A 24,506-nucleotide genomic window follows, 5' to 3' on the forward strand; every position below is an offset into this window, starting at 1 on the left:
TCGGGGACCGTGACTGACCCGCTCGCCAACCGGCTGGGCCCCTTGCCGTCCCGCGCGACGCCGATGTCCTATCCCCCCAGCTCTTCTTCCGCCAGCCTGGCCGACATCCTCGAACGCGTCCTGGACAAGGGCATCGTCATTGCCGGCGACATCCGCATCAACCTCCTCGACATCGAGTTGCTGACCATCAAGCTGCGGATACTGATCGCCTCGGTGGACAAGGCCAAGGAGATGGGCATCGACTGGTGGGAGTACGACCCGTCCCTCTCCTCCCGCCACAGCGGCGACCCGCTGGCGGAGGAGAACCGCCGCCTGCGGGCCGAGGTGGAGGCACTGCGGCGCGAACGCCTGGGTCCCGCAGAGCCCGCCCCGGAGAGCGCGGAGGGCGACCTCGCGGGGGAAGAGGACCGCCCGGCGCGCAGGGCCCCGACGAGGAACAGGCCCGCCCCATGAACCAGGAGCCGACCCTCACCTACGTGTACGCCGTCGCCGTACCCACGCCGGAACTCGACCGCATCGTGGCCTCCTTGCGGGGTGTGGCCGATGCCGCGCTGTCCCTCCTGCCGCCCCCCGGCCACGCCGGTCCGGCGGCGCCCGCGTTCGTCACCAGCCAGGTCCCCCACGCCGATTGGCGCGAAGAGGTGCTCCGGGCGCACTTCGAGGACCTCGACTGGCTGGAGAGCACCGCCCGGGCCCACCACCATGTCATCCAGGCCCTCAGCGACCGGGCCACCGTCCTGCCCCTGCGGATGGCGACGCTCTACCAGGACCAGGAGCGGGCGCTGGCGGCGCTGCGCGAGCAGCGGCCCGCTTTCGCCGACCGCCTGGCCCTCCTGGCCCACCAGGCCGAGTACGGCGTAAAGGTCTACGTACGCCCCGACGCGGGCGGCGTCGGCGGCGCCGGCGAGCCCGACTCGGCGACCGCGGCCGCCACGCCCGCCCCCAGCAGTCCCGGCAAGGCGTACCTCCAGGCCCGCAAGAGGCAGCACCACGCCCGTGAGGACCGCTACGAGCAGGCAGCACGGGCGGCGGAACGCATCGCCGCCGCCGCGGCCGCGCACGCGACCCACGCGGTGCGGCACCCGACCCAGTCGGGCCCCCTGACCCGCGGCGGAGCCGGCGAGGACGGCGAGAACGTCCTCAACGACGCGTACCTCGTTCCCGACGACCAGGTCGAAGCCTTCCGCAGGGCCGTTCAGCAGGCGGGTGAGGACCTGCCCGGCGTACGTGTCGACGTCACCGGCCCCTGGGCCCCCTACTCGTTCGCCATGCCGGCCCCACCGACCACGGGCACCGGCGCCGACACCGCCCTCCACACCCCCGGTGGACCGACATGACGATCACCCCGCGTGACGCATCCCTGCCTGGCCGGCAGGTCGCCCTCGTCGACCTCCTCGACCGGCTCCTGGCCGGCGGCGTCGTGATCACCGGGGACGTCGTCCTGTCCATCGCGGACATCGACCTGGTACGGATCTCGCTGCGCGCCCTCATCACCTCGGTGGCCGGTGGCCCCGACCCGCCTTCCCACACCGGCGGCGAACGGCCGTGAACGGTGACGGCCCCGCCAGGCGGCCCCCCGCACCGGACCTCAGCGCCGTCGGCGACACGATGGCGAACGCCTTCCGCCTCCTCCAAGCACCCCCCACCGCGCCCGGAAGCGACCCGCCACGGCCGGCTCGCCGCCTGCACACCGACCCCGACACCGTCGGCGAGGACCTCCTGAAACTCGTCCTCACGCTCGTGGAGCTCCTGCGCCAACTCATCGAACGCCAGGCCCTGCGCCGCGTCGACGCGGGCGATCTCACCGACGAGCAGGAGGAGGAACTGGGTGCCACGCTCCTCGCCCTCCACGACCGCATGACCGAGCTGTGCGCGGAGCACGGTTACGCGTTGGAGGACCTCAATCTCGACCTGGGGCCGCTGGGGCCCCTCCTTCCGCCCTGAGCCTGAACGAGGAAAGCGGCTTCGCCCTCGCAGGGGAGGGAAAGCCGCTTCGTTCCTCGATGTTCGGCTATCGCGCCGCGCGACGGAACAATCGGAAGATGATCAGGAGGACGAGGGAGCCGACGATGGCGGCGATCCAGGTCGAAAGCTCGAAGAAGCCGTCGACGGAGTCCACGCCGAAGATCACCTTGCCCAGCCATCCGCCGAGCAGAGCACCCGCGATGCCGATCAGTATGGTGATGATGATGCCGCCCGGGTCCTTACCGGGCATCAGCATCTTCGCGAAGATGCCCGCGAGCAGACCGAGCAGGATCCAAGCAAGTACGCCCATGCTTCCTTCTCGCTTTCAGAACCTTCCACATGCCGATCAGCGCACTGCGTCCTTTCCCTTCTCCTTGACACGCCGCGCCTTGCCCCGGGCTTCCAGAGCCGCCCCCTTGGCGGCCAGGGTTTCCTTGCCCATTGCATGAGCTGCTTTTCGCACAGCCTTACCAGTGACCTGTTCCATCTCGGCTTTCGCCTTCTCACCCACGCCCATGTCGCTCCCCTTCACAGTCCAGCCATTACGCATATATCCCTGCATTTGACTCCAAAACAAATTAGCGTGGTATTCAGGCCGGGCCGCCGCCCGGGCGGCGGCGGCATAGAGTTGCGGGGTGCAGCTCTACACCATCGGCGAGGCCGCCCACCTCCTCCGTGTCAGCACCGACACCGCCCGCCGCTGGGCCGATGCCGGGCGCTTCCCGACCCGGCGGGACGGCACGAGGCGAATGGTGGAGGGCGAGGACCTGGCCGCCTTTTGCGTGGAACTCGCCCGGGAGCCCGCCGAGGACGACGGCGAGACCACGACGTCCGCCCGGAACGCGCTGCCCGGGATCGTGACCGCGGTGACGCTCGGCGAGGTCGCCGCCCAGGTCGAGATCCAGGCGGGGCCCCACCGGGTGGTCTCCCTGCTGACGCGCGAGGCGGTCGAGGAGCTCGGACTCGCCGTCGGCGTGCGGGCCGTGGCCCGCGTCAAGTCCACCAGCGTCCACATCGACGTCGACTGACCTCCCGGCCGCAGCGGGGTCGGGAGGTCAGTGTGCTCACGGTCCGGTTGCCAGGCGGTCAGCGGCGCGCCACCCGGGTCACGGCCCTGTCGGTGTTGTTGTTCCGCTTCCGGTCCGGCGTACGGGAGTGGACCCCGGCGGTGGCGATGACGACGGGCCGCTGGGCGACCCGCACCGTGACGTGGAAGACCCGCAGCTGTCCGGCCCCCAGAGCCTCGATCCGCCGGCTCACCCGGTCGGAGCCGCCGCCGTCGGCGGCGGGAGCCGCGCCCGTGACCTGCGCGCCGCGCGGCAGGTTCAGGGTGACCACAGCGTCCGCCGCACTGAACGGCCCGTCGTTGGTCACCGTCACGGTGTAGGTGTACTGCTCCCCCTCCCGTACGGTGGCCGGCGCGCTCAGACGAACCGCCAGGTCGGCCCTGGGCCGGCCTGCGCCGACCTCGATGCGTCCGACCCGGTCGCCGGCGATCTCGGTGAACCACATGCCGCCGTCCGGTCCGGCGGTGATACGGGTCGGGAAGGCGGCCGCGCCGGGCAGGGGGTAGTGCGCGAAGTCCCCCTCGGGCGTGATCCGGCCGATGCCGTTTCCGACCTGCTCGGTGAACCACAGGTTCCCGTCGGGCCCGGCGGCGATCCCGTCCGGGGCGCTGTCCGCGACGGGCACGTCGTACTCGGTGACCGTCCCGTCGGTGGTGATCTTCCCGATCCGGTTGCCGAAGAGCTCCGTGAACCACAACGCGCCGTCGGGACCGGCGGTGATGACGTCCGGTCCGCTGTCGGGGTGCGGCAGGTCGTACTCGGTGACGACTCCGCCGGTGGTGATCCGCCCGATCCGGTTGCCGAGGATCTCGGTGAACCACAGGTTGCCGTCGGGCCCGGTCACGATGCTCTCCGGGCCGCTGTCCGGGTGGGGCAGGTCGTACTCGGTGACGACACCCGCGGTGGTGATCTTCCCGATCCGGTTGCCGGGATCCTCGGTGAACCACAGGTTGCCGTCCGGGCCGGTCGTGATGGCGAACGGCTGGCGCCCGCCCGGGCCCGGCAGGTCGTACTCGGTGACGGCGCCGGCCGTGGTGATCTTCCCGATGCGGCCGCTGACGTCCGTGAACCACAGATGGCCGTCGGGTCCCGCGGTGATTCCGAGCGCGTCGCCGGTGGCACCGGGCAGCCGGAACTCGGTCAGTGTCCCGGCGGGGGTGATCCGGCCGATCTTCCTCGTGCCGTTCTCGCTGAACCAGAGGTTGCCGTCCGATCCCGTGGTGATGCCGCTCGGAGCGCTCCCGGGTGTGGGAAGGGGGTACTCGGTGATCTCCCCGGCCTCGGCACCGACGGGAGCGGGTACCGGGGCCGGGGCGGCGGCCGACGTCGCGGGCGTACCGGCCGGCCCGAGGAGGCAGGCGGCGGCCAGCAGGAGGGCCCAGCGGGCGCGGCGGCGTCGGGCCGTGGCGGGCGGGGGCCCGCCCAGGGTGCGGGGGGTCATCGGCGGCAGACCTTTCGGCCGGGGTTCGGGGGCGGGCCCGTCATGGGGCGAGACCTCGCCGACGGGTCCGGGCACTGTCGGGCGGCGCGTGAGGTCGCGACAGCGGCGCGCTCCGGCACGCCGGAGGCATACGCGCACTGCAGCCTAAGGGCTGTCCCGTAATCCCCGGTGGATCAGCGCGCGGCGTCAGACGCGGTGCATCGCAAGGCGGAGGACCGTGCTGATACCGGGCGTATCAGGCGTTTCCGACCACGCGGCGAGGTGCCGTGGCTGTCGTCGTGCGCCCGCCGGGGATTACGGGACAGCCCTTGGGGTGCCGGATGACGGCGTGTCAGGCCGCTGTGGGCCAAGGGGCTGACACCCATGGGAGCGCTCCTGCCGCACATCCCCTATACGCGGTCGGGGCGGAGTTCGATGTGGTCCGGTGCCAGGTCGACCGCCACGCGGTGCTCCATGCCCAGGGCCTCCAGGAACTTCGCAGGCAGCTGCACGCGTCCCGAGCGGTCGAGGACGACGTACTCGCGTTCGCTGATCGATTCCTCGCCGTGCTCGTCGGTGACCAGGCGGCGCAGGACCTCGCTGCTGGTGCGGCCGTCGCGGATCGCGACCGTGCGGCGGACCTCGCCCGCCACCATGGGGTCGTGCGTCACGATGACCACCGTCACGCCGAGTTCCTCGTTGACCGTGCGGAAGGCCTCGAAGACGGCCGCGGCCGTCTCCGAGTCGAGCTCGCCGGTGGGTTCGTCGGCCAGCAGCACCTTGGGGTCGTTGGCCATCGCCACCGCGATCGCGACCCGCTGCTGCTGTCCGCCCGACAGCTCCGCCGGGTGCCGGTGAGCCAGGTCGCCGATCCCGAGGGCGTCCAGGATCTCCGCCACCCGGGCAGAGCGGCGTGCGCCCGCGCCGCGCCGCGAGCCGCCACCGCGCAACTGCATGGGCAGGGCCACGTTCTGGGCGGCCGTCAGGAACGGCAGCAGGTTGCGGGCCGTCTGCTGGAAGACGAACCCGACCGCTTCGCGCCGGTAGCGCAGCCGGTCCCGCGCCGTCAGTTCCAGCAGGTCGTAGCCGGCGACCGCTGCGCTGCCCGCCGTCGGGACGTCCAGTCCCGCCAGGATGTTCAGGAGGGTGGACTTCCCGCTGCCCGAGGCACCCACGAGGGCCACCAGGTCGCCCTGCTCGACCGTCAGCTCCAGCCCTTGGAGGGCCTGCACCTCGATGCCGTCCGTGCTGAAGATCCGGACGAGGCGGTCGCAGGCGATCGCGGCGTCCGCCGCCCGGGTGCGGGGCTCCGCGGCGGCCGTCGCCCGGCGGCGCAGCTCCTCGTACGTCGGCTGGTCGCTGTTCAACGCTGGTCTCCCGCTCTCAACTCGGTGGTGATCTGCCGTCGTCCGGAGGTCGCCGCCTCGACGAGCACGGCCGCGGCAATCAGGGCGGCCAGGCCCAGGGCCTGGGTCAGTACGGGGCCCGCGGTGAGCCGTACGCCGTTCGGCACGCTCGCGCCGACCAGGGTGGACAGGTCCATCGCCGGACCCAGCAGCACCACCGCGGCGGCCGCGACCAGGGCCCCGCCCAGCGCCGCCGCCAAGGTCTGCGGCAGTGTCTCGGCGAGGATCAGCGCGACGCCCTGCCTGCGGCGCAGACCCATCGTGCGCAGCCGGGCCAGCAGCGCCGCGCGTTCGGGGACGCTGCGCATGAGCGTCAGCAGTACGGCCAGCAGCGCGAAGCCGGCCGCTCCGGCCACGGAGGCCCAGAAGAGGCGTTCCGCGGACCGCTGCAGCGGATCGGAGCCCAGCTCGGCGACGGCGTCGGCGCTGGTGCGCACGGGATACACCTCGTCGGCCGGCTGCGTCCCCGGAGCCGGGGCCGGCTCCTGGTCTCCGGCCGGTGCGGGGGCCGCGGGCGAAGGGGACGACGCCGGCGCCGGCGGGGAAGCGGACGCCGCCGGGAGAGCGGAGCGGACCAGCGCGCGCAGTCGGTCGCCGTCGACGGACCCGAGGCCGAACCACCGGTTCGGCCGGTCGGCGCCGCCGATGAGGGCCGCCGCGCGGCTCGCGGGCAGGACGAGCGTCGCGGCGTCGGCGGCCGGAACAGCCGGGGTGCAGTCGATCACGGCGGCGCCCCGGACCCGCACTTCACCGCCGTTGCCGGGCTGGAGCGTGAAGGGGCCCGAGCCGCCCAGCCGTGCCAGGCCGGAGCTGAACAGCGCGGGCACCGGGGCGTCCGCGGGCTCGCCGGCGGCCGTGGCGAGCAGGGCGGGGTCGAAGGGTCCGCAGCCGAGGACACGGGACAGTTCCGCGTACGCTCCCGGCTCGACGACGATCAGGTTGACCTGGCTGGAGCGCTGGACGGTGCCGACGAGTGCGGAGTCGTGGTCGATCCACAGCGGCACGGACGTCCGTACGCCCGGCAGTTCGCCCGCGGCCTTCGCGAGGCCCTCCGGGAGCTCCGCCTTGCCGAAGGCGGAGATCGCCGCGTCGCCCCCGACGGTCAGCCGGGCGACACCGAGCCGGTTGGAGTCCACGGACTGCAGGACGGCGGCTCCGAACCCCCCGGTGGTGATGGCGAGGAGCAGGGCGGCCATCGGCAGGACGGAGGGGCCGGAGCGGCCGGCGCCCCGGGCCCCGCAACCGCGCGCGGCCCGGGCCAGTCCGAGGAAGCCGACCAGTCCGGACCGGCGGGCGGCCGCCCGGGCGAACCATCCGGTCACCACCGGCTGGACCCGGGCCAGCAGCAGTGCCCCGCACAGTGCGAGCAGCAGCGGGGACGCGATGAGAAGCGGGTCCGGGTCGCTGCCGGCCGGGGCGACCCCGCTGCGGCGGACCTCCAGCACGGCGGCGGCCGTGACGGCGAGTACGAGCAGCTCGGCCACGGGCCGCCGCCGGCGCCCGGCTGGGCGGCGCGGGGTCAGCAGCACGGCCGCCCGTACGGGGAAGGCCAGCAGCGCGAGCAGCGCGACCGTCGCAGCCGAGATGAGCGCGGGGGCCGACCGTGGTGTGGGCAGCAGGAGTACGGCGAGCGCGGTGGCGGCCGCGGCGGCCGGGAGGACCGTGACGGCGCCTTCCCCGAGGAGCCGGCCGACGATGGCGGAGCGGGAGCCGCCACGGGCCAGCAGCAGCCGCAGTTCGGCGTCCCGTCGGTCCGCGGCGAGCGCGCCGGCGAGGCAGAGGACGACGAAGGCGACCCCGCCGACCCCGGCGGGCCCGATCAGCGCGAGGGGCACTGCCGCCTGTCTGCGGTCGTGGGCCTGCTCGAACAGTTCGGGCAGCCACGAGGTGGTCCGTATCCGCTCGCGGCGGGTCTCGAAGGCGATGGCGGCGGCCGTGGGGCCGGCCACGTAGGAGGCGATCTCCTCCTTCGTGGCGTCGAGCCGGTCGGCCCGCAGCCGGCCGACCTCCACCGGCAGGCGCCAGAAGTCATGGGCGTCGTGGCCCCACAGGTCCATCCGGTCGAGGTCGCCGGCCCCGATGAAGGCGTCGGCCTCCCACAGGTAGCTCTCCCCGACGGCCTTCTTGCAGGCGCGCGGGAGGCAGTCCAGGTTCACCCAGAAGCCGTCGGTCTCGTTCGGGACGGAGAAGAGGCCCACGACTTCCACGGACGGCGTGCCGTCGATCAGGGGCGCGCTCTTGAGGACGGAGCCCACGCGGGCGCCGATGGTGGCGGCGGCCTCCCGCGACAGGACGACCTGGAGGGGCGGTTCGTACGCGGCTGCTCCGGCGCTCCGGGGGGCGTCGCTCGGCCAGCGCCCCTCCACCAGCCTCACGTGGTCCTGCGCCTGCTGGACGTACAGCAGGGACATCTCGGGCGGGAGGCGGTGCGGGCGGGACAGTTCCGGATTCAGCAGCGGCTGCCGCTTGTTGGTCCGCGTGCCGTGGACGACCGTGTCGGCATCGACGTGGAAGGTGTTCCCGGTACGGGCGAGGAGGCTCTCCAGCGTCCGGTCCAGGGCCTGGGCACTCTGCCCGGACGCCGGTGCCGGCGCGGTCACCTGAAGGCTGGTGCGGGTCGACCCGCTGTGCTCCAGGAAGGACCGCAGGGCCTGGTCGGCACCCCGGTCCTGGGCACGCGGCAGTGCGGCGGCGAGCAGGACGGCGACGAACGCCAGCGCGGCGGCGAGCAGGGTGCCGAGCGGAGCCGCGCGCAGCCGGGTCCGCACCCACGGCGCGGGCCGCGGCCCGGACTTCGGGGCGGCGGGCGGGCGAGGGGTGGTCGGCGGCCGCGGAGTGGTCGGCGACGGGGTGATCGGCGGCCGCGGGGTGGTCGGCGGCGGGGTGGTCACATCTCCTCCACGGGGCGCAGCCGGGCGGCGATGTCGCGGCCCCGGGGGCCGCCGAAGACGGCCGACAGCAGGGGAACGGCGGCGATGGCGGCGGCCGTCAGCAGGATCTGCCAGGAGGACATGTCCACCTGTACGGGCGGGAACGGCCGGCCGGCCGAGGGGGTCAACACGACCAGCGGCGCCATCAGATGGACGAGGGCGAGGCCGAGACCGGTTCCGACGGCGGTGCCGATGACGATCAGCACCCCGCCCTCGGCGGCGGCCGCCAGGGCCAGGGACCGGCGTGGTGTGCCGAGCGCGAGCAGGACGGAGAACTCCCGTCCCCGAACCCTTCGTTCGGCGGCCGTGGAGGTCGCGAAGCCGATGGCGGCCAGGACCGCGCAGGCGGCGGCGAGGGCGGCCAGCGCGCTCTGCGGGCCGGCGCTCAGCGGGTCGTCCAGCAGGCGGTCGGTGATCTCCTCGCGGAGTTGGACGCGCTCGGTCCTGGCGCCCGCGCGCAGTTCGGCGGCCGCGCGGGCCGGGACCGGGTCGGCGGCCGAGGTGGCGGGCAGCCACCACTCGGTGGGCGCGGGAGGCTGCCGACCGGAGGACTCCACGAGGAAGCGGCCGAGTGCGCGCAGGTCGGCGGCGATCGCCGTGCGTCCGGCGACGGGGAGGGAGTCCACGGCGGCGGTGATCCGCATGGGGACGGTCGCTCCGTCGACCGGGACCGGGACCGTGTCTCCGACCAAGGCGCCCACGCTGCGGAGGTAGCCGGTCGTGGCGACCGCCGGGACCGCGGCGGCGGCCGGAGCGGCGGGCGCCGGGAACAGCACGGTGGTGACACCCCGCTCGGTGCCGAACCCGCCCCAGTAGTGCAGCCGCGTCAGGTCCGTGGAGCCGGCCGGGGCCGGGGACGCTTCGGGAGCCCGCTGGATGCGCTGCTCCCCGGAGGGCGAGGGGCGCCAGCCGCCCGGGCCGGTGGGGGCGGGTACGGGGACCGCCGCCGCGGCGCCGTCCACGGTGTCGGAGGCGCCGATCCGGCGCAGGGCCAGCTCGCTGCCGTCGCCCGGGGGGCTGCCGTCCCCGGCGTAGGAGAGACGTATGCCCGCCAGGGCCAGCGGCGTCGCGGCCGACCCGACCGGGGCACCGGTCAGGGTGTCCAGCGGAAAGGCGAGGGTGGCGTCGCCGCCCGCGGGCAGGGTCACGGACTGTGTGCCGTGGACCGACCCGAACCGGTCGCGCAGCAGCACGCTCACGGCGGCCCAGCCCGTGCCGGTGGACCGTACCGTCACGTCGAGGTCGATCCGGCGGGGGTTGCCGGGCAGGGCGACACCGGGAGCCTGTGCGCCGGTGTCGGCGAGCGGGGTGAACAGTTCACGCATGTCGCGGCCGCCGCGCAGGTCGGCGCGGAGCGGTACCTGGTCGCCCGCTTTGACGGCGTCCAGCGCGAGGACGTCGGCGACGGCCCCGCCGGGCAGTTGCTGCTCCCGGCGGGCCACCGGGTTGAGGCGGCCGCCGCCCGGCAGCGCCCCGTAGCGTCCGCCCTGGCCCATCGCGGTCATGTTGCTCGCGGAGATCCGCAGGCCGCCGGCGGTCGCGAAGTCGGCCTGGTCGCGCTGGGAGGCGGACCAGGCGGAGTCCTGGCCGAGGGCCAGGATCCCGCTGGAGACGGCGAGTACGAGGAGCAGCACCGGCCCGGTGGCCCGCCCGGGGCGTCGGGCGAGCTGCCAGCCGAACAGGGCCGGGGCCAGGCTCCGGCCGCGTGCGGCCAGCCGTCCCCCGGCGCGCGCCGCGAACGGCAGCAGGCGCAGGACGAGCAGTGTGCCTCCGCACAGGGCGAGGGCGGGGGCGGCGACCAGGACGGGGTCCACGCCGAGTCCGCCGCCGGAGCCGGTGGCGGGCGGCGGGGCGTCGGTACCGCCGTACTGCGACAGCTGCTGGTAGCCGAGGACGGCGAGGGCCACCACGGCCAGGTCCAGGCCCGAGCGGGCGGCGCCGGCCACCACGGCCTGCCGGCCGCCCACACGGCGCAGCACGGCGGCGGAGGCACCGCGCAGGACGGAGGGCAGGGTCGTCAGCAGGACGCAGGCCAGGGCGCAGCCGGCCGCGACGGGCCAGACCAGCAAGGTGTCCGGGATCTCCAGGTGGACCCGTTCGAGCGGTCCGAACCGGCTGAAAAGGCGCAGCAGGGGCGGTGTCAGCAGGGGCGCCAGGACGGCGGCGGGCAGGGCCAGCAGCAGGGACTCGGCCGCGCTCAGGGCGCCGAGGCGCCTGCGTGAGGCGCCGCGCGCGGTGAGCAGGACGCGCTCCGGCTCCTGGCGGGCCGTCACGATGTGGGAGACGAGGAGCAGTGCGGCGGTCGACAGGACGATGAGCTGGAGCGCGCCCGTCATCAGGGTCGAGCGGGCGACGCGCGTGCCGGAGTCCAGCTCGGTGAGGACCTTCGGCAGATCGGTGGCCGCCCGCAGGGAGGTGGTGTGTTCGAGGTCGGCCGCGGCCGGGTCGGTCGCGGCGCGGAGGGTTTCGGCCTCGGCCGCGCGGATCGTGCGCAGGTCCGGGGTGAGGAGGGTGAGGCGGTAGTTCTGCAGGAGGGCGCCGGTCGTGAAGGCGCTGTCGTCCACGAGCAGCGGACCGTAGGTGGCCAGGGTGCTGGACTGGACCTCGCGGCCGCCGAGCGGGTCGAGCCGCCAGTAGGCGGCGTCCGGATCGGCTGCGCGGTACACGCCGGTGACGAGTACGGTCAGCCGGGGTCCGCCGAACCGGTCGTCGAGCCGGACCGGGGCCGGCAGTGCGGACTCGGCGAGGCCGAGCCGGGCGAGCGCGGCGCGCGGCACGGCGACCTGTGTCGGCGCCGATGCGGCGGCGCCGGTCCCGGTGGCGGGGGTGGCGGCGGCCACCGGCCCGGGCCACTGGCCGGCGATCAGCTGCACGTGGTCCCGGCCGAGGGCGGCGAGCAGGGTCAGGTCGGCGTCCTGGCCCGAGGCGGCGGCGCCGGGGAGTCCGTACGAGCGGCTGCGGGCCACGCTCTCGGCGGCTACGGGAAGCCGCCCGAAGACCTGGTCCGTGAAGGCCCGGACGGACTCGTCGTCCTTGGCGCGTTCGGTGGCGGGATGTCCGCTGGTGATCACGACGGTGGTCCGGGGCTGTTCCGGACCCGTCAGGGCGCGCCGTAGCCCCTCCTCGCCCACGCCACGGGTGAATGCCGTCAGGGCGGTCAGAGCGGTCGCGCTGATCAGTACGGTGAGCAGCACGGCGAGGGCGAGCGGCCAACGCCCGCGCAGCCGGCGCACGACGAAGCCGAGCACGTGTTGAGTTCCTCCCCCATCCGGACCCCGGGTACCGGATAGCGGACGATGCTGTCAGATTCGAGCCACGTACGGAAGGGGCTTGCGTGATTGGTGCGACAGATGCGCAAATGCGATCAGAAAGCTGCAGCGGCAGCGTGAGCGGGCCGCGAGATACGGAGCCGGACGCTCCGCACGGACGACCCAACGGGGGGCACAGGCGATGACGGACCACCAGGAAACGGCCACCGCTACGACCATGGTGGCGCGGCAGGCCGACGGCACACCGATCGTGGCCGTGGACGACGTGCGCCACAGCTTCGGCAGCGGGGCGCAGGCCGTCCACGCCCTGCGCGGCGTCTCCTTCGAGGTCCGCCGGGGCGAACTGACCGCCCTCAAGGGCCGGTCCGGCTCCGGCAAGACCACCCTGCTGAACCTCGTCGGCGGCCTCGACACCCCGACGAGCGGCAGGATCAGCGTCGACGGCACCGACCTGGCGACCTTGGACGAGCCGGACCTGCTCGCCCTGCGCCGCGACCGCATCGGCTTCGTCTTCCAGTCCTTCGGCCTGATACCCGTCCTCACCGCCGCCGAGAACGTCGGCGTACCGATGCGGCTGCGCCGTGTCCCCGCCAGGGAGCGGGAGGAGCGCGCCCGGACGCTGCTCGCCCTGGTCGGCCTCGCGGACCACGCCGAGCAGCGCCCCGGCGAGCTCTCCGGCGGCCAGCAGCAGCGCGTGGCGGTGGCCCGCGCCCTGGCCAACGACCCCGACCTGATCATCGCGGACGAGCCGACGGGCCAGCTCGACTCGGAGACCGGCCGGTCGATCATGGAGCTGCTGCGCGCGGTGGTGCGCAGCGAGTCGGTCACCATCCTCGTCGCCACCCACGACCCCAACCTGATCGAACTCGCCGACCGGGTCGTGGAACTGCGCGACGGCCGCATCGTCGAGGCCGCCACGACCGCCGCGGAGGCGTGACCGGCCGCGCCGACCGCGCCCTGGACGCTGCGACCGCGCCCTTGACGCCGCGACCGGCCGGAAGCAGCGGCCGGGCCGTTCCAATCCCTCGCCCCGCTCCTGGCTGAACTTCCAGTCGGAGCGCAGCACGCCGAACGCCTGGTCATGCAGCGCGCCCCCCTGCGGCGGCGGCGCGGCCGGCCAGCCGGCCGGCCCGGGCAGCCGCTGCCGGAGGTCAGGGACCCGAACCGGCGGCCCCGAGGGGCACCCCGCCCCGGCCTCCGGCCCCCGTCCGGTGAATCCTTTTCCCAGTACGACTGATCCCTCCGCACGGGTGGCCCGTCCTGCGGCTCGCGGCCCGGCAGTCGGGCGGCACCCCTATAAACGGGGTGCTCTCTTCTCCCCCACGCCTCGACTGATGGGTCGCCATATCATGCTGAAGGCCGCTCTGCGGGTCCTTGCCGCCACCTTCCTCCTCTCCGTCGTCGTCACCCCGACCGCCACTGCGGCGCCGGCGGCGGCGGACGACACGACCGCCCCCTGTGGGCCGGTCGTCGAGTACCGGGCCGCCGACTGGTGGCGCACCACGACCGCCCCGCACATCGCCCCCACGGTCGCCGCCACCGCCTCCAGCGAGCGCTGGCAGTGGCGCGAGGACGTCAACACGCTGTGGCGCGGCGACACGAGGGAGAACGTCGAGGAGATCTTCCGGAGCGGCTTCACCCCTCGCGGCGACCAGCTCATCCCCCTCGCCGAGTACATCGTCAAGGGAGGCGGGCAGCTCAGCGCCCACCTCAGCACCAGCTGCGACCAGTCGGTGGCCAAGCGGTTCGCGACCTACGGCGCGGAGAAGACCGGCTGGGTGTACGAGATCTACGCGCCCGGCGGCATCGACGTCAACGCGACGGCCCGCGTGAACAACTACCAGTCGCCGTACCTGTGGAACAAGGAGATCGACTTCCCCGGCGGCGTGCAGGGCAACTTCATCAAGGGCGCGTGCAAGTACCGGCTGACGGGCAGCGACCCGGTCACCAACGACAAGACCTGGGAGCAGCTCGGCTGCAAGGACAACGCCGACTTCGCCCCCTACCGGACCGTCCCGGCCGCCGCTCTCGCACACTGAACGAAACCGACGGCGGGATCACGGCCCCGCCGGAATCGCAGTGCCGGGGGCGCGGCCGCCTTGCGATACTGCTCCGATGATCAACATGCCTGCCGCCGCCATGGATTCGCTGTCCGGGCTCGCCTTCGGTGATGCCTTCGGGGACCGCTGGTTCGGGATCCTGCGCCGTGAAGGCCCGGCGGCCCTGGAGGCGCGGACCGTGCCCCCGGAGCCGCTGTGGCAGTGGAGCGACGACACCGCCCAGGCCCTCGTCCTCGTACGGGAACTCGCCGAGGGCGGCGGCACGGTCGACCAGGACCGCCTGGCCCTGCGCCTCGCCGAGGCCTACGCCGACGACACACACCGCGGCTACGGAGCCTCGATGCACGACGTCCTCCGCCGGATCGGCACGGGAGAGCCCTGGCGGGAGGTGGTGGCCGGGCAGTTCGGCGGCCAGGGCTCCTGGGGCAACGGCGCGGCCATGCGGGTCGCCCCGCTCGGCGCCTGGCACGCCGCCGACCTCGACGCCGTCGCCGAGCAGGCAGCCGCGCAGAGCGCGGTCTCGCACCACCACGCGGAGGCGGTGGCCGGTGCGGTGGCGGTCGCCGTCGCCGCCGCCCTGGCCACCCGCAGCCGCGGCGGGCCCGCGCCCGACCGCCCGGACTTCCTCCGGGCGATCGCCGCACGCCTTCCCGACAGCGACGTGCGGTCGGGGGTGCGGGTCGCGGCCCGGATGCCGGCCCGCGCCTCGGTCCGGCACGCCGCGGAGGTCCTGGGCTCCGGCTACCGGATGTCCGGGCCCGACACCGTCCCCTACGCCCTCTGGTGCGCGGCGGGACACCTCGACGACCTGCACGAGGGCCTGTGGTCCACCGTCGACGGACGCGGCGACATCGACACCACCTGCGCCATCGCGGGCGGCGTGATCGCCGCCCGCACGGGCGTCACGGCCCTCCCGCCCGCCTGGCACGCGGCCCGTGAGCCGCTGCCCCCGCTCGGCTGAGCCGGGGCAGCGGCTCACGGGCCGCCGTCCCCGGGGATCAGGCCGGGGTGAGGAGGCAGAACTCGTTGCCTTCCGGATCGGCCAGAATCGTCCAGGAGATTTCCGACTGGTCGATACCGGGGTCGGTGGCACCCAGGGCGCGCAGTCGGGCCTCTTCCGCTGCGAGGTCGTCCCCGGGGTAGGGGCGGACGTCGAGGTGGACGCGGTTCCACACGCTCTTGGTGTCGGGGGTGCGGATGAACTCCAGGTAGGGGCCGACGCCCTGGGCGGACCGCATGGACGCCTGGTCGTCGGTGGCCGCGTGCACCGTCCAGTCCATCGCCCGGCCCCAGAACCGGGCCATCCCCCGCGGGTCGGCGCAGTCGACCACCACCGCGGCGATCGGCCCGGTGTCCCGGTAGATCGGACGGGGTTCCAGGACGCAGAACTCGTTGCCCTCCGGGTCGGCCATGACTGTCCAGGGGACGTCGCCCTGGCCCACGTCGGCGAGGCCGGCGCCGAGGTCCTTCAGGCGCGCCACCAACTCCGCCTGGTGGGCGGTCGAGGTGGTGGCCAGATCGAGGTGCACCCGGTTCTTCACCGTCTTGGGTTCCGGGCGGGCGATGATGTCGATGCAGACGGCCACGGGGTCGGGGTAGGAGAAGCCCACGGGTTCGAGGTTGGTCACGCCGGGTCCCTCGCTGTCGACACCCCAGCCGAGCGCCTCCGCCCAGAACCGTCCGAGCGCGGAGTCGTCCTGGGCCTTCATGTTGATCTGCACGAGTCTCGTAGCCATGCCGCAGATCCTAGGTCGTGTCGTCAAAGTCCCGCCTGGCCGAGGCCGCTCATCGACGCGGCCATGGTCTCTACCGCTCCACACCGGCCGTCTCCCGCGTGGTCGAGCCCCAACGGGCCGCACAGCTGGGCAACTTGCGGCGCCGTCGCGTCCGCGCCCGCCCGCAAGGATCAGCGGCGGACGCGGGGCATGCCCAGGCCTGTCCAGGAGATGATCTCGCGCTGGATCTCGTTGTTGCCGCCGCCGAAGGTGAAGATGACCGCGCTGCGGTAGCCGCGTTCGAGTTCACCGTGCAGGACGGCGCCGGCGGAGCCGTCCTTGAGGGGGCCGGCCGCGCCGACGATCTCCATCAGCCAGGCGTACGCGTCGCGGCGCGCCTCGGAGCCGTACACCTTGACCGCGGAGGCGTCCTGCGGGGTGAGGGTGCCGGCCTCGACCGCGTTGACCATCTGCCAGTTGAGCAGCTTCATCGCGTCGAGGCGGACGTGGGTGCGGGCGAGCCTGCCCCGGACCCAGGACAGGTCGACGACCCGGCGGCCGTCGGCGAGTTTCGTCGACGCGGCCCAGCGCTGGACGTCGTGGAGGGCGCGGATGGCCATCGTGCCGTGCGCGGCCAGGGTGACCCGCTCGTGGTTGAGCTGGTTGGTGATCAGGCGCCAGCCCTTGTTCTCCTGGCCGACGCGGCGCGCGGCGGGGACGCGGATGTCCTCGTAGTAGCTGGCCGTTGTGTCGTGGGAGGCCAGGGTGTTGATGAGGGTGCAGGAGTAGCCGGGGTCCGAGGTCGGGACGAGGAGCATGGTGATGCCCTTGTGCGCGGGGGCGTCCGGGTCGGTGCGCACGGCGAGCCAGACCCAGTCGGCGGTGTCGCCGTTGGTGGTCCAGATCTTCTGCCCGTTGACGACGTAGGTGCCGGTCTCCTCGTCGCCCTCGCGGACCGCCTTGCACTTGAGTGCGGCGAGGTCGGTGCCGGCGTCGGGCTCGCTGTAGCCGATGGCGAAGTCGATCTCCCCGGAGAGGATCCCGGGCAGGAAGTAGGCCTTCTGCTCGTCGGTGCCGAACTGCATGATGGTCGGCCCGACGGTGTTGAGCGCCATCAGGGGAAGCGGTACGACCGCCTGCGCCGCCTCGTCGAAGAAGATGAACTGGTCCATCGGGGTCATCCCGCGGCCGCCGTACTCCTTCGGCCAGCCGACGCCGAGCCAGCCGTCGGCGCCGAGCCTGCGGATGGTCTCGCGGTAGAACCGCTTCTGGGCGGCCGGGTCCTCGTAGCGGGCGTAGACGTCCTCGGGGACCAGCTCGGCGAAGTAGGCGCGCAGCTCGGTGCGCAACTGCTGCTGCTCAGGCGTGTATTCGAGGTGCACGGCCCCTCCGGGAATCTCGCGGTCACAGCCGGTTCGCTGGGATGGCGGCGGTCAGACTAGAACCTGTTGCAAGAATTCGGAAGGACCCGGGCGTCAGCCGTTCGGCTCCGGCGGCGATACTTCGGCCATGACGAGCCCAAGGAGCAGAGCGGAGTTCTTCGTCGACCCCGAACGCGAGGCCCGCTTCGGCGGCCCCGCGACCGGCGGCGAACGGCCCATGTTGACCGCCTTCCTGGCCGACCACCGGGCGACGCTGGAGCTGAAGTGTGCGGGCCTGGGCTCCGAGTTGGCGCGGCGGTCGGTGGAACCGTCGACGCTCTCGCTGCTCGGGCTGGTGCGGCACATGGCGGACGTGGAGCGCCGCTGGTTCCGGAAGGTCCTGGCGGGTCAGGACGCCCCGCCCCGCTTCTCCTCCGAGGACGATCCCGACGGTGACTTCGACGGCGCCCTGCCCGATGACCCCGCCGCCGTCGAGGCGGCGTGGGAGGCCTGGCGCGACGAAGTGGCCTTCGCCGAACGGTTCGTCGCCGAAGCGCCGGACCTGGACGTCGAGGCCGACGACGCGTGGCGCGGCAGGGTGTCCCTGCGCTGGGTGCTGATCCACATGGTCGAGGAGTACGCCCGCCACAACGGGCACGCCGACCTGCTCCGCGAGCGGATAGACGGGGCCGTGGGCATCTGACGTCCGACACCGCCGGTCGGCGCCGCAGCCACGGCCCGTCAGGTGTAGAGGTACAGGAGGTCGAAGCGGACGAGGTCCCTGGCCGCGTCGAAGAGGTACTCCCCCGACGGGTGCCCCTCGGCCCCCTCGTGGTTCGCGTACGCGTCGAACCGCGGGCTGTGCTGCCAGGTCGCGCCGCCCGGCGCGTACGGCTCCAGCTCGGCGGGCAGGGCGGACGGCGTGGCGCCCCCCGGCGTGAAGGCGTACTCCGCCTTCCCCGTGACCGCCGCCGCCCCGCCGGCCGTCAGGCGTGCGATGCCGACCAGGCGGATCCTGGAGTCGGGGCCGGGGACGGTGCGGCTGCCGCCGGGGGGCTCGTCGATGTCGTAGCCGAGCCAGTGCGCCTCGGCCAGGGTCCCCACGTACGGCCCGAAGCGCGCGTTCAGCGGTTCCAGGTCGGTCCGCACCTGCGGCCCGGGCTCGGCCGGCCCCGGCCACACGGCGTACGCCGTACCCGCGCCGGCGGTCAGCAGCGTGATCCCGGCGAGCAGCAGGAAGCGCCTGCGGTCGGTGCGTCCCCGCCGTGCTTCCACGTCCGCCCCCCGGTTCCCTTCAGTTCAGGGCGCCGATCATAGCCGTGGCCGTCGCCGTCATCGCCGTGCGGGCCGCCGTCAGGTACGGCCGGGGGTCCGCCGGGGTGAGGTGTGCACGGATGGCCTCCGTCATGGCCAGGTTCAGCGCGGTACCGATGTTGACCTTGCGGATGCCTCCCGCGACGGCCGCCGCGAGCTCGGAGTCCGGCAGTCCGGACGAGCCGTGCAGGACGAGCGGTACGTCCACCGCCTTGGCGAGCCGTGCCAGCAGTGCGTGGTCGAGGGCGGCGGTCCGGCTGGTCATGGCGTGGCTGCTGCCGATGGCGACGGCCAGTGCGTCGACTCCGGAGTCGGCGACGAACCGCCGCGCCTCGTCGGGGTCCGTACGGGCGCCGGGCGCGTGCGGGTCCGGCGGGGCGGCGCCGTTCTTGCCGCCGACCTCGCCCAGTTCGGCCTCGATCCACAGCCCGTTGGCGTGCGCCCAGTCGGCGGCCGAGCGGGTGGCCTCCAGGTTCTCGGCGTACGGCAGCTGCGCCGCGTCGTACATCACCGAGCTGTATCCCGCGTCGCACGCCTGCCGCAGCAGCTCGGGGCTCTTTACGTGGTCGAGGTGCAGGCCGACCGGGACCGCCGCCGCCTCCGCACAGGCGGCGGCGGCCCGGGAGATCGGCAGCAGGCGACCCTCACGGAACTTCACGGCGTTCTCGCTCAGTTGGAGGATGACCGGCAGCCCGGCCGCCTCGGCGCCGGCGACGACGGCTTCGGCGTGCTCCAGCGTGATGATGTTGAAGGCGGCGACGGCGCGGCCGGCCCCGGAGGCCTCCCGGACGAGCGCGCCCGCGCAGACGAGGGTCATCGGACCGCCTCCTCGCCGGTGGAGAGGATCACCGAGCGGGTCAGGTTGCGGGGGGCGTCCGGGTCCAGTCCGCGCCGGGCCGCGACGGCGAGGGCGAGGCGGTGCACTCGGACCAGTTCGGCGAGCGGGTCGAGCCGCCCGGCCACCCATTGGCCGCCCGTGCGGCGGACCTGTTCGGCGAGCCCGTCGGGGGCCGTATCGAGCGACCAGGTGACGGTGCCCGGCCCGGAGACACTGACCGGCCCGTGCCGGTACTCCATCGCCGGATAGGACTCGGCCCAGGACAGCGAGGCCTCCCGCATCTTCAGGGCCGCCTCGTGGGCGAGCCCGACGCTCCAGCCGCGGCCGAGGAAGGTGAACTGGCCCCGGCCGGCCAGCTCCTCCGGGAGCGGTTCGTCGAGGGCCGTACGGGCGTCGGCGACGGCCGCGGCGCTGTGCAGCCCGACGTGCGCGCGCAGCAGGGTCAGGGCGGTGGTCGCGAAGCGGGTCTGCACGACGGACCGTTCGTCCGCGAAGTCGAGGACGACGAGTTCGTCAGCCAGTGACATCACCGGGGTCGCCGGATCGCCGATGACGGCGGTGGTGGGCACGCCCGCGTCGCGCAGTGCGGCCAGCAGGTCCAGGACCTCGGTGGTGGTGCCGGAGCGGGTGAGGGCGACGACACGGTCGTAGCGGCGGTGGCGCGGGAACTCGGACGCGGGGAAGGCGTCGGTCTCCCCCTGCCCTGCCCCCTCCCGCAACACGGCGGCCGCCTGGGCCATGTGGTACGAGGTTCCGCACCCGACGATCGCGGTACGCTCCCCCGGCTGCGGCAGCACCGCCCGGCGGGCGGGGGCCAGTTCGGCGGCCCGCTCCCAGCATGCGGGCTGCGTGCCCAACTCGTACGCGACGTGACTCATACGGGCTCCCTCGTGCGGCAGACGGATCTGAATGCGTTGTGCGGGGTGCATCGTGCGTTTTCCTGCAAGGTAGCGGGCACTTTCGCGCAACTTCAAGCAACCACGGGGTGATCTGCTGAGTTAGTGTCGCCGGGTAGCCCGACGGAGGCCACGGGACGAGTACGGGAGGGGGCGGCCGATGACGCGCAAGGAGCGCTGGCAGACACTGCTGGACCTGCTGGTGGAGCGGGGCGAGCTGGAGGTGGAGCCGGCGGCCGAGGCCCTCGGGGTGTCCGCCGCGACCATCCGCCGCGACCTCGACCAGCTCGCCGAGCAGCAGCTGCTGGTCCGCACGCGCGGCGGGGCGGTGGTGCACGGCGTCAGTTACGAACTGCCCCTGCGCTACCGGACGTCACGGCGCGCGGCCGAGAAGAGCCGGATCAGCGGGGCCGTCGCGGCGCTGATCACCCCGGGCGAGGTGATCGGCCTGACGGGCGGCACCACGACCACGGAGGTGGCGCGGGCCCTGGCCGGGCGTCCGGACCTGGCCCAGGGCTCGCCGGCGCTCACCGTGGTCACCAACGCCCTCAACATCGCGGGCGAACTGGTGATCCGGCCGCAGTTCAAGATCGTGCTGACGGGCGGTGTCGCACGGCCGCAGTCGTACGAGCTGACGGGGCCGCTCGCCGAACAGGTCCTCGGGCAGCTCGCGGTGGACACGGCGGTGCTCGGCGTGGACGGCTTCGACCCGCAGGACGGTGCGGCGACCCGGCACGAGGACGAGGCCTCGGTCAACCGCCTCCTGTGCGAACGCGCGCGCCGGGTGGTCGTGGCGGCGGACTCCAGCAAGCTGGGCGTCCGCGCCTTCGCCCGTATCTGCGCGACGTCGTCCGTGCACGTCCTGGTGACGGACACCGGCCTCGCCCCGGCGGTGGGCCGCGCCTTCACCGCGGCGGGGGTCGACGTGGTCACGGTCTGAGCGGGCGGCAGGACCGCCACCTCAGTGGGCCGGCAGGCGCTCCGACTCCCGGACCAGCGCCGCCAGTACGGGGGCGATCAGCGGGTGGGTCTCGGCGCCGCGGCGGGTCGCCGCGAAGACCCGGCGGGTGGCGGCCGGCCCGGTGACCGGGCGGACCTGCACTTCCTTGAGGTCCATGCCGCGCAGCGCGGAGCGCGGTACGAGGGCCACCCCGGCTCCGGCTCCCACGAGCGCCGTCACGGCGCGGAAGTCGTCGGAGGAGTGCGCGAACCGCGGCTGGAACCCGGCCAGTTCGCACGCGAGCAGGGTCACGTCGTGGCACGGGTTGCCGGGGTACTGGCCCACCCAGTCCGAGTCGGACAGGTCCGCCAGCGACACCGCGGGCAGGTCGGCCAGCGGGTGCCCCGCGGGCAGTACCGCGTCGAAGGGTTCCGCGTAGAGCGGGACGACGGAGAGTCGGCCGTCGTCGGCGCCCGGCGCGCCCCGGTACTCGACCGCGAGCGCGAGGTCCGCCTCGCCGTCCAGGAGCAGCGGCAGGCTCTGGTCGCCCTCCGCGTCACGCACCCGCAGCCGGATCCCCGGGTGGTCGAGCGCGAGCCGGGCGATCGCCGGTGCGAGGACCTCGGCGATGCCCGTCGCGAAGGCGGCGACGGTGACCTCGCCGCCGGCCCCCTCCGCGTACGCCGCGAGTTCGGCCTCCGCCCGCTCCAGCTGCGCGAACACCTCGTGCGCGTGGCCGAGCAGGATCTCGCCGGCCGCGGTCAGCCGTACACCGCGGCCGCTGCGGGTGAGCAGCACGTGGCCCGTCTCCTGTTCCAGCGCAGCGAGCTGCTGGGAGACGGCGGAGGGGGTGAGGTAGAGGGCTGCGGCCGCGGCGGTCACCGTACGGTGGTCCGCCACGGCCCGCAGGATGCGCAGCCGGCGGGGGTCGATCACCCCTCCATGATGTCAGCCCTGAGCAGCGGAAAGCGCCGCACGGGCGTCGACGAAGGCGGCCACCGCGCGCTCCACGTCGGCCGTGGAGTGGGCCGCGGAGAGCTGGACGCGGATGCGCGCCGCACCCATCGGCACCACCGGGTAGGAGAAGCCGATCACGTAGACGCCGCGCTCCAGGAGCAGCTCGGCCATCCGGCCGGCCTCCGCCGCGTCGCCGATCATCACGGGGGCGATGGCGTGGTCGCCGGGCAGGATCTCGAAGCCGGCCTCGGTCATCTCGGTGCGGAAGAGCGCGGTGTTGGCGGCGAGGCGTTCGCGCAGGTCACCGGCCGATTCCAGCAGGTCGAGGACCTTGAGGGAGGCTGCCGCGATGACCGGGGCGAGGGAGTTGGAGAAGAGGTACGGGCGCGAGCGCTGGCGCAGCAGCTCGACGATCTCGGCGCGCGCGGCGACGTAGCCGCCGGAGGCGCCGCCGAGGGCCTTGCCCAGGGTGCCGGTGATGATGTCGACGCGGTCCATGACGCCGTGCAGCTCGGGGGTACCGCGGCCACCGGGGCCGACGAAGCCGACCGCGTGGGAGTCGTCGACCATGACCATGGCGTCGTAGCGCTCGGCCAGGTCGCAGATCTCCTGCAGGGGGGCGACGTAGCCGTCCATGGAGAAGACGCCGTCGGTGACGATCAGCTTGCGGCGGGCGCCGCCTTCGGTGGCCTCCTTCAGGCGCGTCTCCAGCTCGGCCATGTCGCGGTTGGCGTAGCGGAAGCGGCGGGCCTTGGAGAGGCGGATGCCGTCGATGATGGAGGCGTGGTTGAGGGCGTCGGAGATGACCGCGTCCTCGGCGCCGAGGAGGGTCTCGAAGACGCCGCCGTTGGCGTCGAAGCAGGAGGAGTAGAGGATGGTGTCCTCCTGGCCGAGGAAGGCCGAGAGCCGCGCCTCCAGCTCCTTGTGCACCTCCTGGGTGCCGCAGATGAAACGGACGGAGGCCATGCCGTAGCCCCAGCGGTCCAGTGCGTCCTTCGCGGCGGCGACGACCTCGGGGTGGTCGGCCAGCCCCAGGTAGTTGTTGGCGCAGAAGTTGAGCACCTCACCGGCGGCACTGCCGGCGCCTGCCGAGGTCACGGCCACGGCCGCGCTCTGCGGGGTGCCGATGACGCGCTCGGGCTTGTGCAGACCGGCGGAGCGGATCTCGTCGAGCGTGGTGCGGAGGTCGTCACGGACGGTCTCGAACATGCTGCGTTCTCCTTGTGCGGCGGTGGGGGCCGGGCCCCGCGGAGGGGGGAGGGTTTGCGGGGCCCGGCCGGAGGGAGATGGTTCGTGGGGGAAGGGGACGGTTACGCGGTTACGCGGTCCAGTCCAGGATGATCTTGCCGCTGCGGGCGGTCGACGCCTCGTCGAAGGCGGCCTCGAAGTCGCGGTGGGAGTAGCGGCCGGTGATGACGGGGCTGAGGTCGAGCCCGCCCTCCAGGAGCACCGTCATCGCGTACCAGGTCTCGAACATCTCACGGCCGTAGATGCCCTTGATCGTGATCATCGAGGTGACGACCTTCGCCCAGTCGACGGGGAAGTCCGTGGCGGGCAGGCCCAGCATGGCGATCCGGCCGCCGTGCGTCATGTTGTCGATCATGTCGCGCATGGCCTCGCCGCGCCCGGACATCTCCAGGCCGATGTCGAAGCCCTCGCGCAGGCCGAGCTGTGCCTGCGCCGCGGCGATCGAGGACTCGGCGACGTTCACGGCGAGCGTGGCGCCCGCCTTGCGGGCGATCTCCAGCCGCTCGGGGCTCACGTCGGTGATGACGACGTTGCGCGCGCCGGCGTGCTTGGCGACGGCGGCCGCCATGATGCCGATCGGGCCGGCGCCGGTGATCAGCACGTCCTCGCCGACCAGCGGGAAGGACAGCGCAGTGTGCACGGCGTTGCCGAAGGGGTCGAAGATCGCGGCGACGTCCAGGTCCACGGCCGTGCGGTGCACCCACACGTTCTGCGCGGGCAGGACCACGTACTCGGCGAAGGCGCCGTCCCGTCCCACACCGAGGCCGATCGTGCTGCGGCACAGGTGGCGGCGGCCGGCGAGGCAGTTGCGGCACTTGCCGCACACCAGGTGGCCCTCGCCGCTGACCAGCGCGCCGAGCTCGATGTCCGCGACGTCCGAGCCGACCGCCGCGACCTCGCCGACGAACTCGTGGCCGAGGACGAGGGGGGTCTTGACCGCGCCCTGCGCCCAGCCGTCCCAGGAGCGGATGTGCAGGTCGGTTCCGCAGATGCCGGTGCGCAGCACCTTGATCAGCACGTCGCCGGGCCCGTACTCGGGCTCCGGGACGTCCATGAGCCACAGGCCGGGCTCGGCTTTGTGCTTGACGAGTGCCTTCATGGGTGGCTCCAGGCATGCGGA

The 24,506-nt window shown here is 73.7% G+C and carries 24 protein-coding genes; 10 read left to right on the plus strand and 14 right to left on the minus strand.

The features are described from left to right. The first annotated feature begins 9 nt into the window (after window positions 1-9). Genes gvpJ through AB0F82_RS04925 form a run of 4 tightly spaced genes read left to right on the plus strand, consistent with a single transcriptional unit; the run spans window position 10 to window position 1,944 of the window. The gene (gene gvpJ / locus AB0F82_RS04910; RefSeq protein ID WP_362624112.1) at window positions 10-453 is read left to right on the plus strand and encodes a gas vesicle protein; all 444 of its coding nucleotides are present in this window, start codon (window positions 10-12) and stop codon (window positions 451-453) included. Then, a complete protein-coding gene (locus AB0F82_RS04915; RefSeq protein WP_362624115.1) occupies window positions 450-1,337 on the plus strand; it encodes a GvpL/GvpF family gas vesicle protein in 888 nt (295 codons plus the stop codon). The genes gvpJ and AB0F82_RS04915 overlap by 4 nt, the downstream gene beginning before the upstream one ends. After that, the gene (locus AB0F82_RS04920; RefSeq protein ID WP_356813381.1) at window positions 1,334-1,549 is read left to right on the plus strand and encodes a gas vesicle protein; all 216 of its coding nucleotides are present in this window, start codon (window positions 1,334-1,336) and stop codon (window positions 1,547-1,549) included. Before AB0F82_RS04915 ends, AB0F82_RS04920 begins: the two co-directional genes overlap by 4 nt. Beyond that, the gene (locus tag AB0F82_RS04925; RefSeq protein ID WP_356813382.1) at window positions 1,546-1,944 is read left to right on the plus strand and encodes a gas vesicle protein K; all 399 of its coding nucleotides are present in this window, start codon (window positions 1,546-1,548) and stop codon (window positions 1,942-1,944) included. The genes AB0F82_RS04920 and AB0F82_RS04925 overlap by 4 nt, the downstream gene beginning before the upstream one ends. 67 nt (window positions 1,945-2,011) lie before the next feature. On the opposite strand, the gene AB0F82_RS04930 is transcribed toward AB0F82_RS04925, so the two are convergent. Together AB0F82_RS04930 and AB0F82_RS04935 are read right to left on the minus strand one after the other, a co-directional pair. Then, on the minus strand, window positions 2,012-2,275 hold the full coding sequence (locus tag AB0F82_RS04930) for a GlsB/YeaQ/YmgE family stress response membrane protein (RefSeq protein WP_362624118.1): 264 nt from the start codon (window positions 2,273-2,275) through the stop codon (window positions 2,012-2,014). Between the two features lie 36 nt (window positions 2,276-2,311). Next, a complete protein-coding gene (locus tag AB0F82_RS04935; RefSeq protein WP_362624120.1) occupies window positions 2,312-2,482 on the minus strand; it encodes a hypothetical protein in 171 nt (56 codons plus the stop codon). A gap of 118 nt (window positions 2,483-2,600) precedes the next feature. Between AB0F82_RS04935 and AB0F82_RS04940 the strand changes: the two genes are divergently transcribed. Beyond that, window positions 2,601-2,993 (plus strand): TOBE domain-containing protein, encoded by a 393-nt coding sequence (locus AB0F82_RS04940; protein WP_362624122.1) that lies wholly within the window; start codon window positions 2,601-2,603, stop codon window positions 2,991-2,993. 58 nt (window positions 2,994-3,051) lie between these two features. Here AB0F82_RS04940 and AB0F82_RS04945 read toward each other — a convergent pair whose 3' ends face one another. The 4 genes from AB0F82_RS04945 to AB0F82_RS04960 form a co-directional block, all read right to left on the minus strand. Further along, window positions 3,052-4,473, minus strand: a complete 1,422-nt coding sequence (locus AB0F82_RS04945) for a virginiamycin B lyase family protein (RefSeq protein ID WP_362624125.1) — start codon at window positions 4,471-4,473, stop codon at window positions 3,052-3,054. Between the two features lie 389 nt (window positions 4,474-4,862). Then, on the minus strand, window positions 4,863-5,819 hold the full coding sequence (locus AB0F82_RS04950; protein ID WP_436842035.1) for an ABC transporter ATP-binding protein: 957 nt from the start codon (window positions 5,817-5,819) through the stop codon (window positions 4,863-4,865). Next, on the minus strand, window positions 5,816-8,749 hold the full coding sequence (locus tag AB0F82_RS04955) for a hypothetical protein (protein ID WP_362624128.1): 2,934 nt from the start codon (window positions 8,747-8,749) through the stop codon (window positions 5,816-5,818). Before AB0F82_RS04955 ends, AB0F82_RS04950 begins: the two co-directional genes overlap by 4 nt. Then, window positions 8,746-12,036 carry an ABC transporter permease gene (locus tag AB0F82_RS04960; RefSeq protein ID WP_362624131.1) on the minus strand — a complete coding sequence of 1,097 codons (3,291 nt, stop codon included), beginning with the start codon at window positions 12,034-12,036 and terminating at the stop codon, window positions 8,746-8,748. The genes AB0F82_RS04955 and AB0F82_RS04960 overlap by 4 nt, the downstream gene beginning before the upstream one ends. A gap of 238 nt (window positions 12,037-12,274) precedes the next feature. Here AB0F82_RS04960 and AB0F82_RS04965 point away from each other — a divergent pair, with 238 nt between their 5' ends. The 3 genes from AB0F82_RS04965 (at window position 12,275) to AB0F82_RS04975 (ending at window position 15,078) form a co-directional block, all read left to right on the plus strand. Then, a complete protein-coding gene (locus AB0F82_RS04965; protein ID WP_356813410.1) occupies window positions 12,275-12,994 on the plus strand; it encodes an ABC transporter ATP-binding protein in 720 nt (239 codons plus the stop codon). Window positions 12,995-13,391: 397 nt separating this feature from the next. Continuing rightward, window positions 13,392-14,096, plus strand: coding sequence for a scabin-related ADP-ribosyltransferase (locus tag AB0F82_RS04970; RefSeq protein WP_362624134.1), 705 nt, complete (start codon window positions 13,392-13,394; stop codon window positions 14,094-14,096). Between the two features lie 76 nt (window positions 14,097-14,172). Further along, window positions 14,173-15,078, plus strand: coding sequence for an ADP-ribosylglycohydrolase family protein (locus AB0F82_RS04975; RefSeq protein WP_362624137.1), 906 nt, complete (start codon window positions 14,173-14,175; stop codon window positions 15,076-15,078). 37 nt (window positions 15,079-15,115) lie between these two features. On the opposite strand, the gene AB0F82_RS04980 is transcribed toward AB0F82_RS04975, so the two are convergent. Both AB0F82_RS04980 and AB0F82_RS04985 read right to left on the minus strand, forming a co-directional pair. Further along, entirely contained in the window at window positions 15,116-15,853 is a 738-nt protein-coding gene (locus tag AB0F82_RS04980; protein WP_362624139.1) for a VOC family protein, read from the minus strand. Window positions 15,854-16,023: 170 nt separating this feature from the next. Beyond that, on the minus strand, window positions 16,024-17,214 hold the full coding sequence (locus AB0F82_RS04985) for an acyl-CoA dehydrogenase family protein (RefSeq protein ID WP_356813392.1): 1,191 nt from the start codon (window positions 17,212-17,214) through the stop codon (window positions 16,024-16,026). Window positions 17,215-17,341: 127 nt separating this feature from the next. On the opposite strand from AB0F82_RS04985, the gene AB0F82_RS04990 reads away from it, so the two are divergent. After that, entirely contained in the window at window positions 17,342-17,896 is a 555-nt protein-coding gene (locus AB0F82_RS04990) for a DinB family protein (protein ID WP_356813393.1), read from the plus strand. 38 nt (window positions 17,897-17,934) lie between these two features. Here AB0F82_RS04990 and AB0F82_RS04995 read toward each other — a convergent pair whose 3' ends face one another. The 3 genes from AB0F82_RS04995 to AB0F82_RS05005 are packed head-to-tail and all read right to left on the minus strand — an operon-like array spanning window position 17,935 to window position 20,223. Then, entirely contained in the window at window positions 17,935-18,468 is a 534-nt protein-coding gene (locus AB0F82_RS04995; protein WP_362624142.1) for a twin-arginine translocation signal domain-containing protein, read from the minus strand. A 19-nt stretch (window positions 18,469-18,487) separates the two neighbouring features. Next, entirely contained in the window at window positions 18,488-19,324 is an 837-nt protein-coding gene (locus tag AB0F82_RS05000; protein ID WP_356813395.1) for a class II fructose-bisphosphate aldolase, read from the minus strand. After that, on the minus strand, window positions 19,321-20,223 hold the full coding sequence (locus tag AB0F82_RS05005) for an SIS domain-containing protein (protein WP_362624144.1): 903 nt from the start codon (window positions 20,221-20,223) through the stop codon (window positions 19,321-19,323). Before AB0F82_RS05005 ends, AB0F82_RS05000 begins: the two co-directional genes overlap by 4 nt. 178 nt (window positions 20,224-20,401) lie before the next feature. Here AB0F82_RS05005 and AB0F82_RS05010 point away from each other — a divergent pair, with 178 nt between their 5' ends. Beyond that, complete coding sequence (locus AB0F82_RS05010; RefSeq protein WP_362624145.1) at window positions 20,402-21,181, plus strand: DeoR/GlpR family DNA-binding transcription regulator; 780 nt, start codon at window positions 20,402-20,404, stop codon at window positions 21,179-21,181. A 21-nt stretch (window positions 21,182-21,202) separates the two neighbouring features. On the opposite strand, the gene AB0F82_RS05015 is transcribed toward AB0F82_RS05010, so the two are convergent. The 3 genes from AB0F82_RS05015 to tdh all read right to left on the minus strand — a co-directional run bounded on the left by AB0F82_RS05015 (window position 21,203) and on the right by tdh (window position 24,485). Next, window positions 21,203-22,117, minus strand: coding sequence for a LysR family transcriptional regulator (locus AB0F82_RS05015; RefSeq protein WP_356813399.1), 915 nt, complete (start codon window positions 22,115-22,117; stop codon window positions 21,203-21,205). Window positions 22,118-22,129: 12 nt separating this feature from the next. After that, window positions 22,130-23,347, minus strand: a complete 1,218-nt coding sequence (locus AB0F82_RS05020; RefSeq protein WP_356813400.1) for a glycine C-acetyltransferase — start codon at window positions 23,345-23,347, stop codon at window positions 22,130-22,132. A gap of 109 nt (window positions 23,348-23,456) precedes the next feature. Further along, window positions 23,457-24,485: an L-threonine 3-dehydrogenase gene (gene tdh / locus AB0F82_RS05025; RefSeq protein WP_356813401.1), complete on the minus strand. Its 1,029-nt coding sequence runs from the start codon at window positions 24,483-24,485 to the stop codon at window positions 23,457-23,459. Window positions 24,486-24,506 lie beyond the last annotated feature (21 nt).

This window comes from Streptomyces virginiae, assembly GCF_040638905.1.
Lineage (GTDB): Bacteria > Actinomycetota > Actinomycetes > Streptomycetales > Streptomycetaceae > Streptomyces > Streptomyces virginiae_B.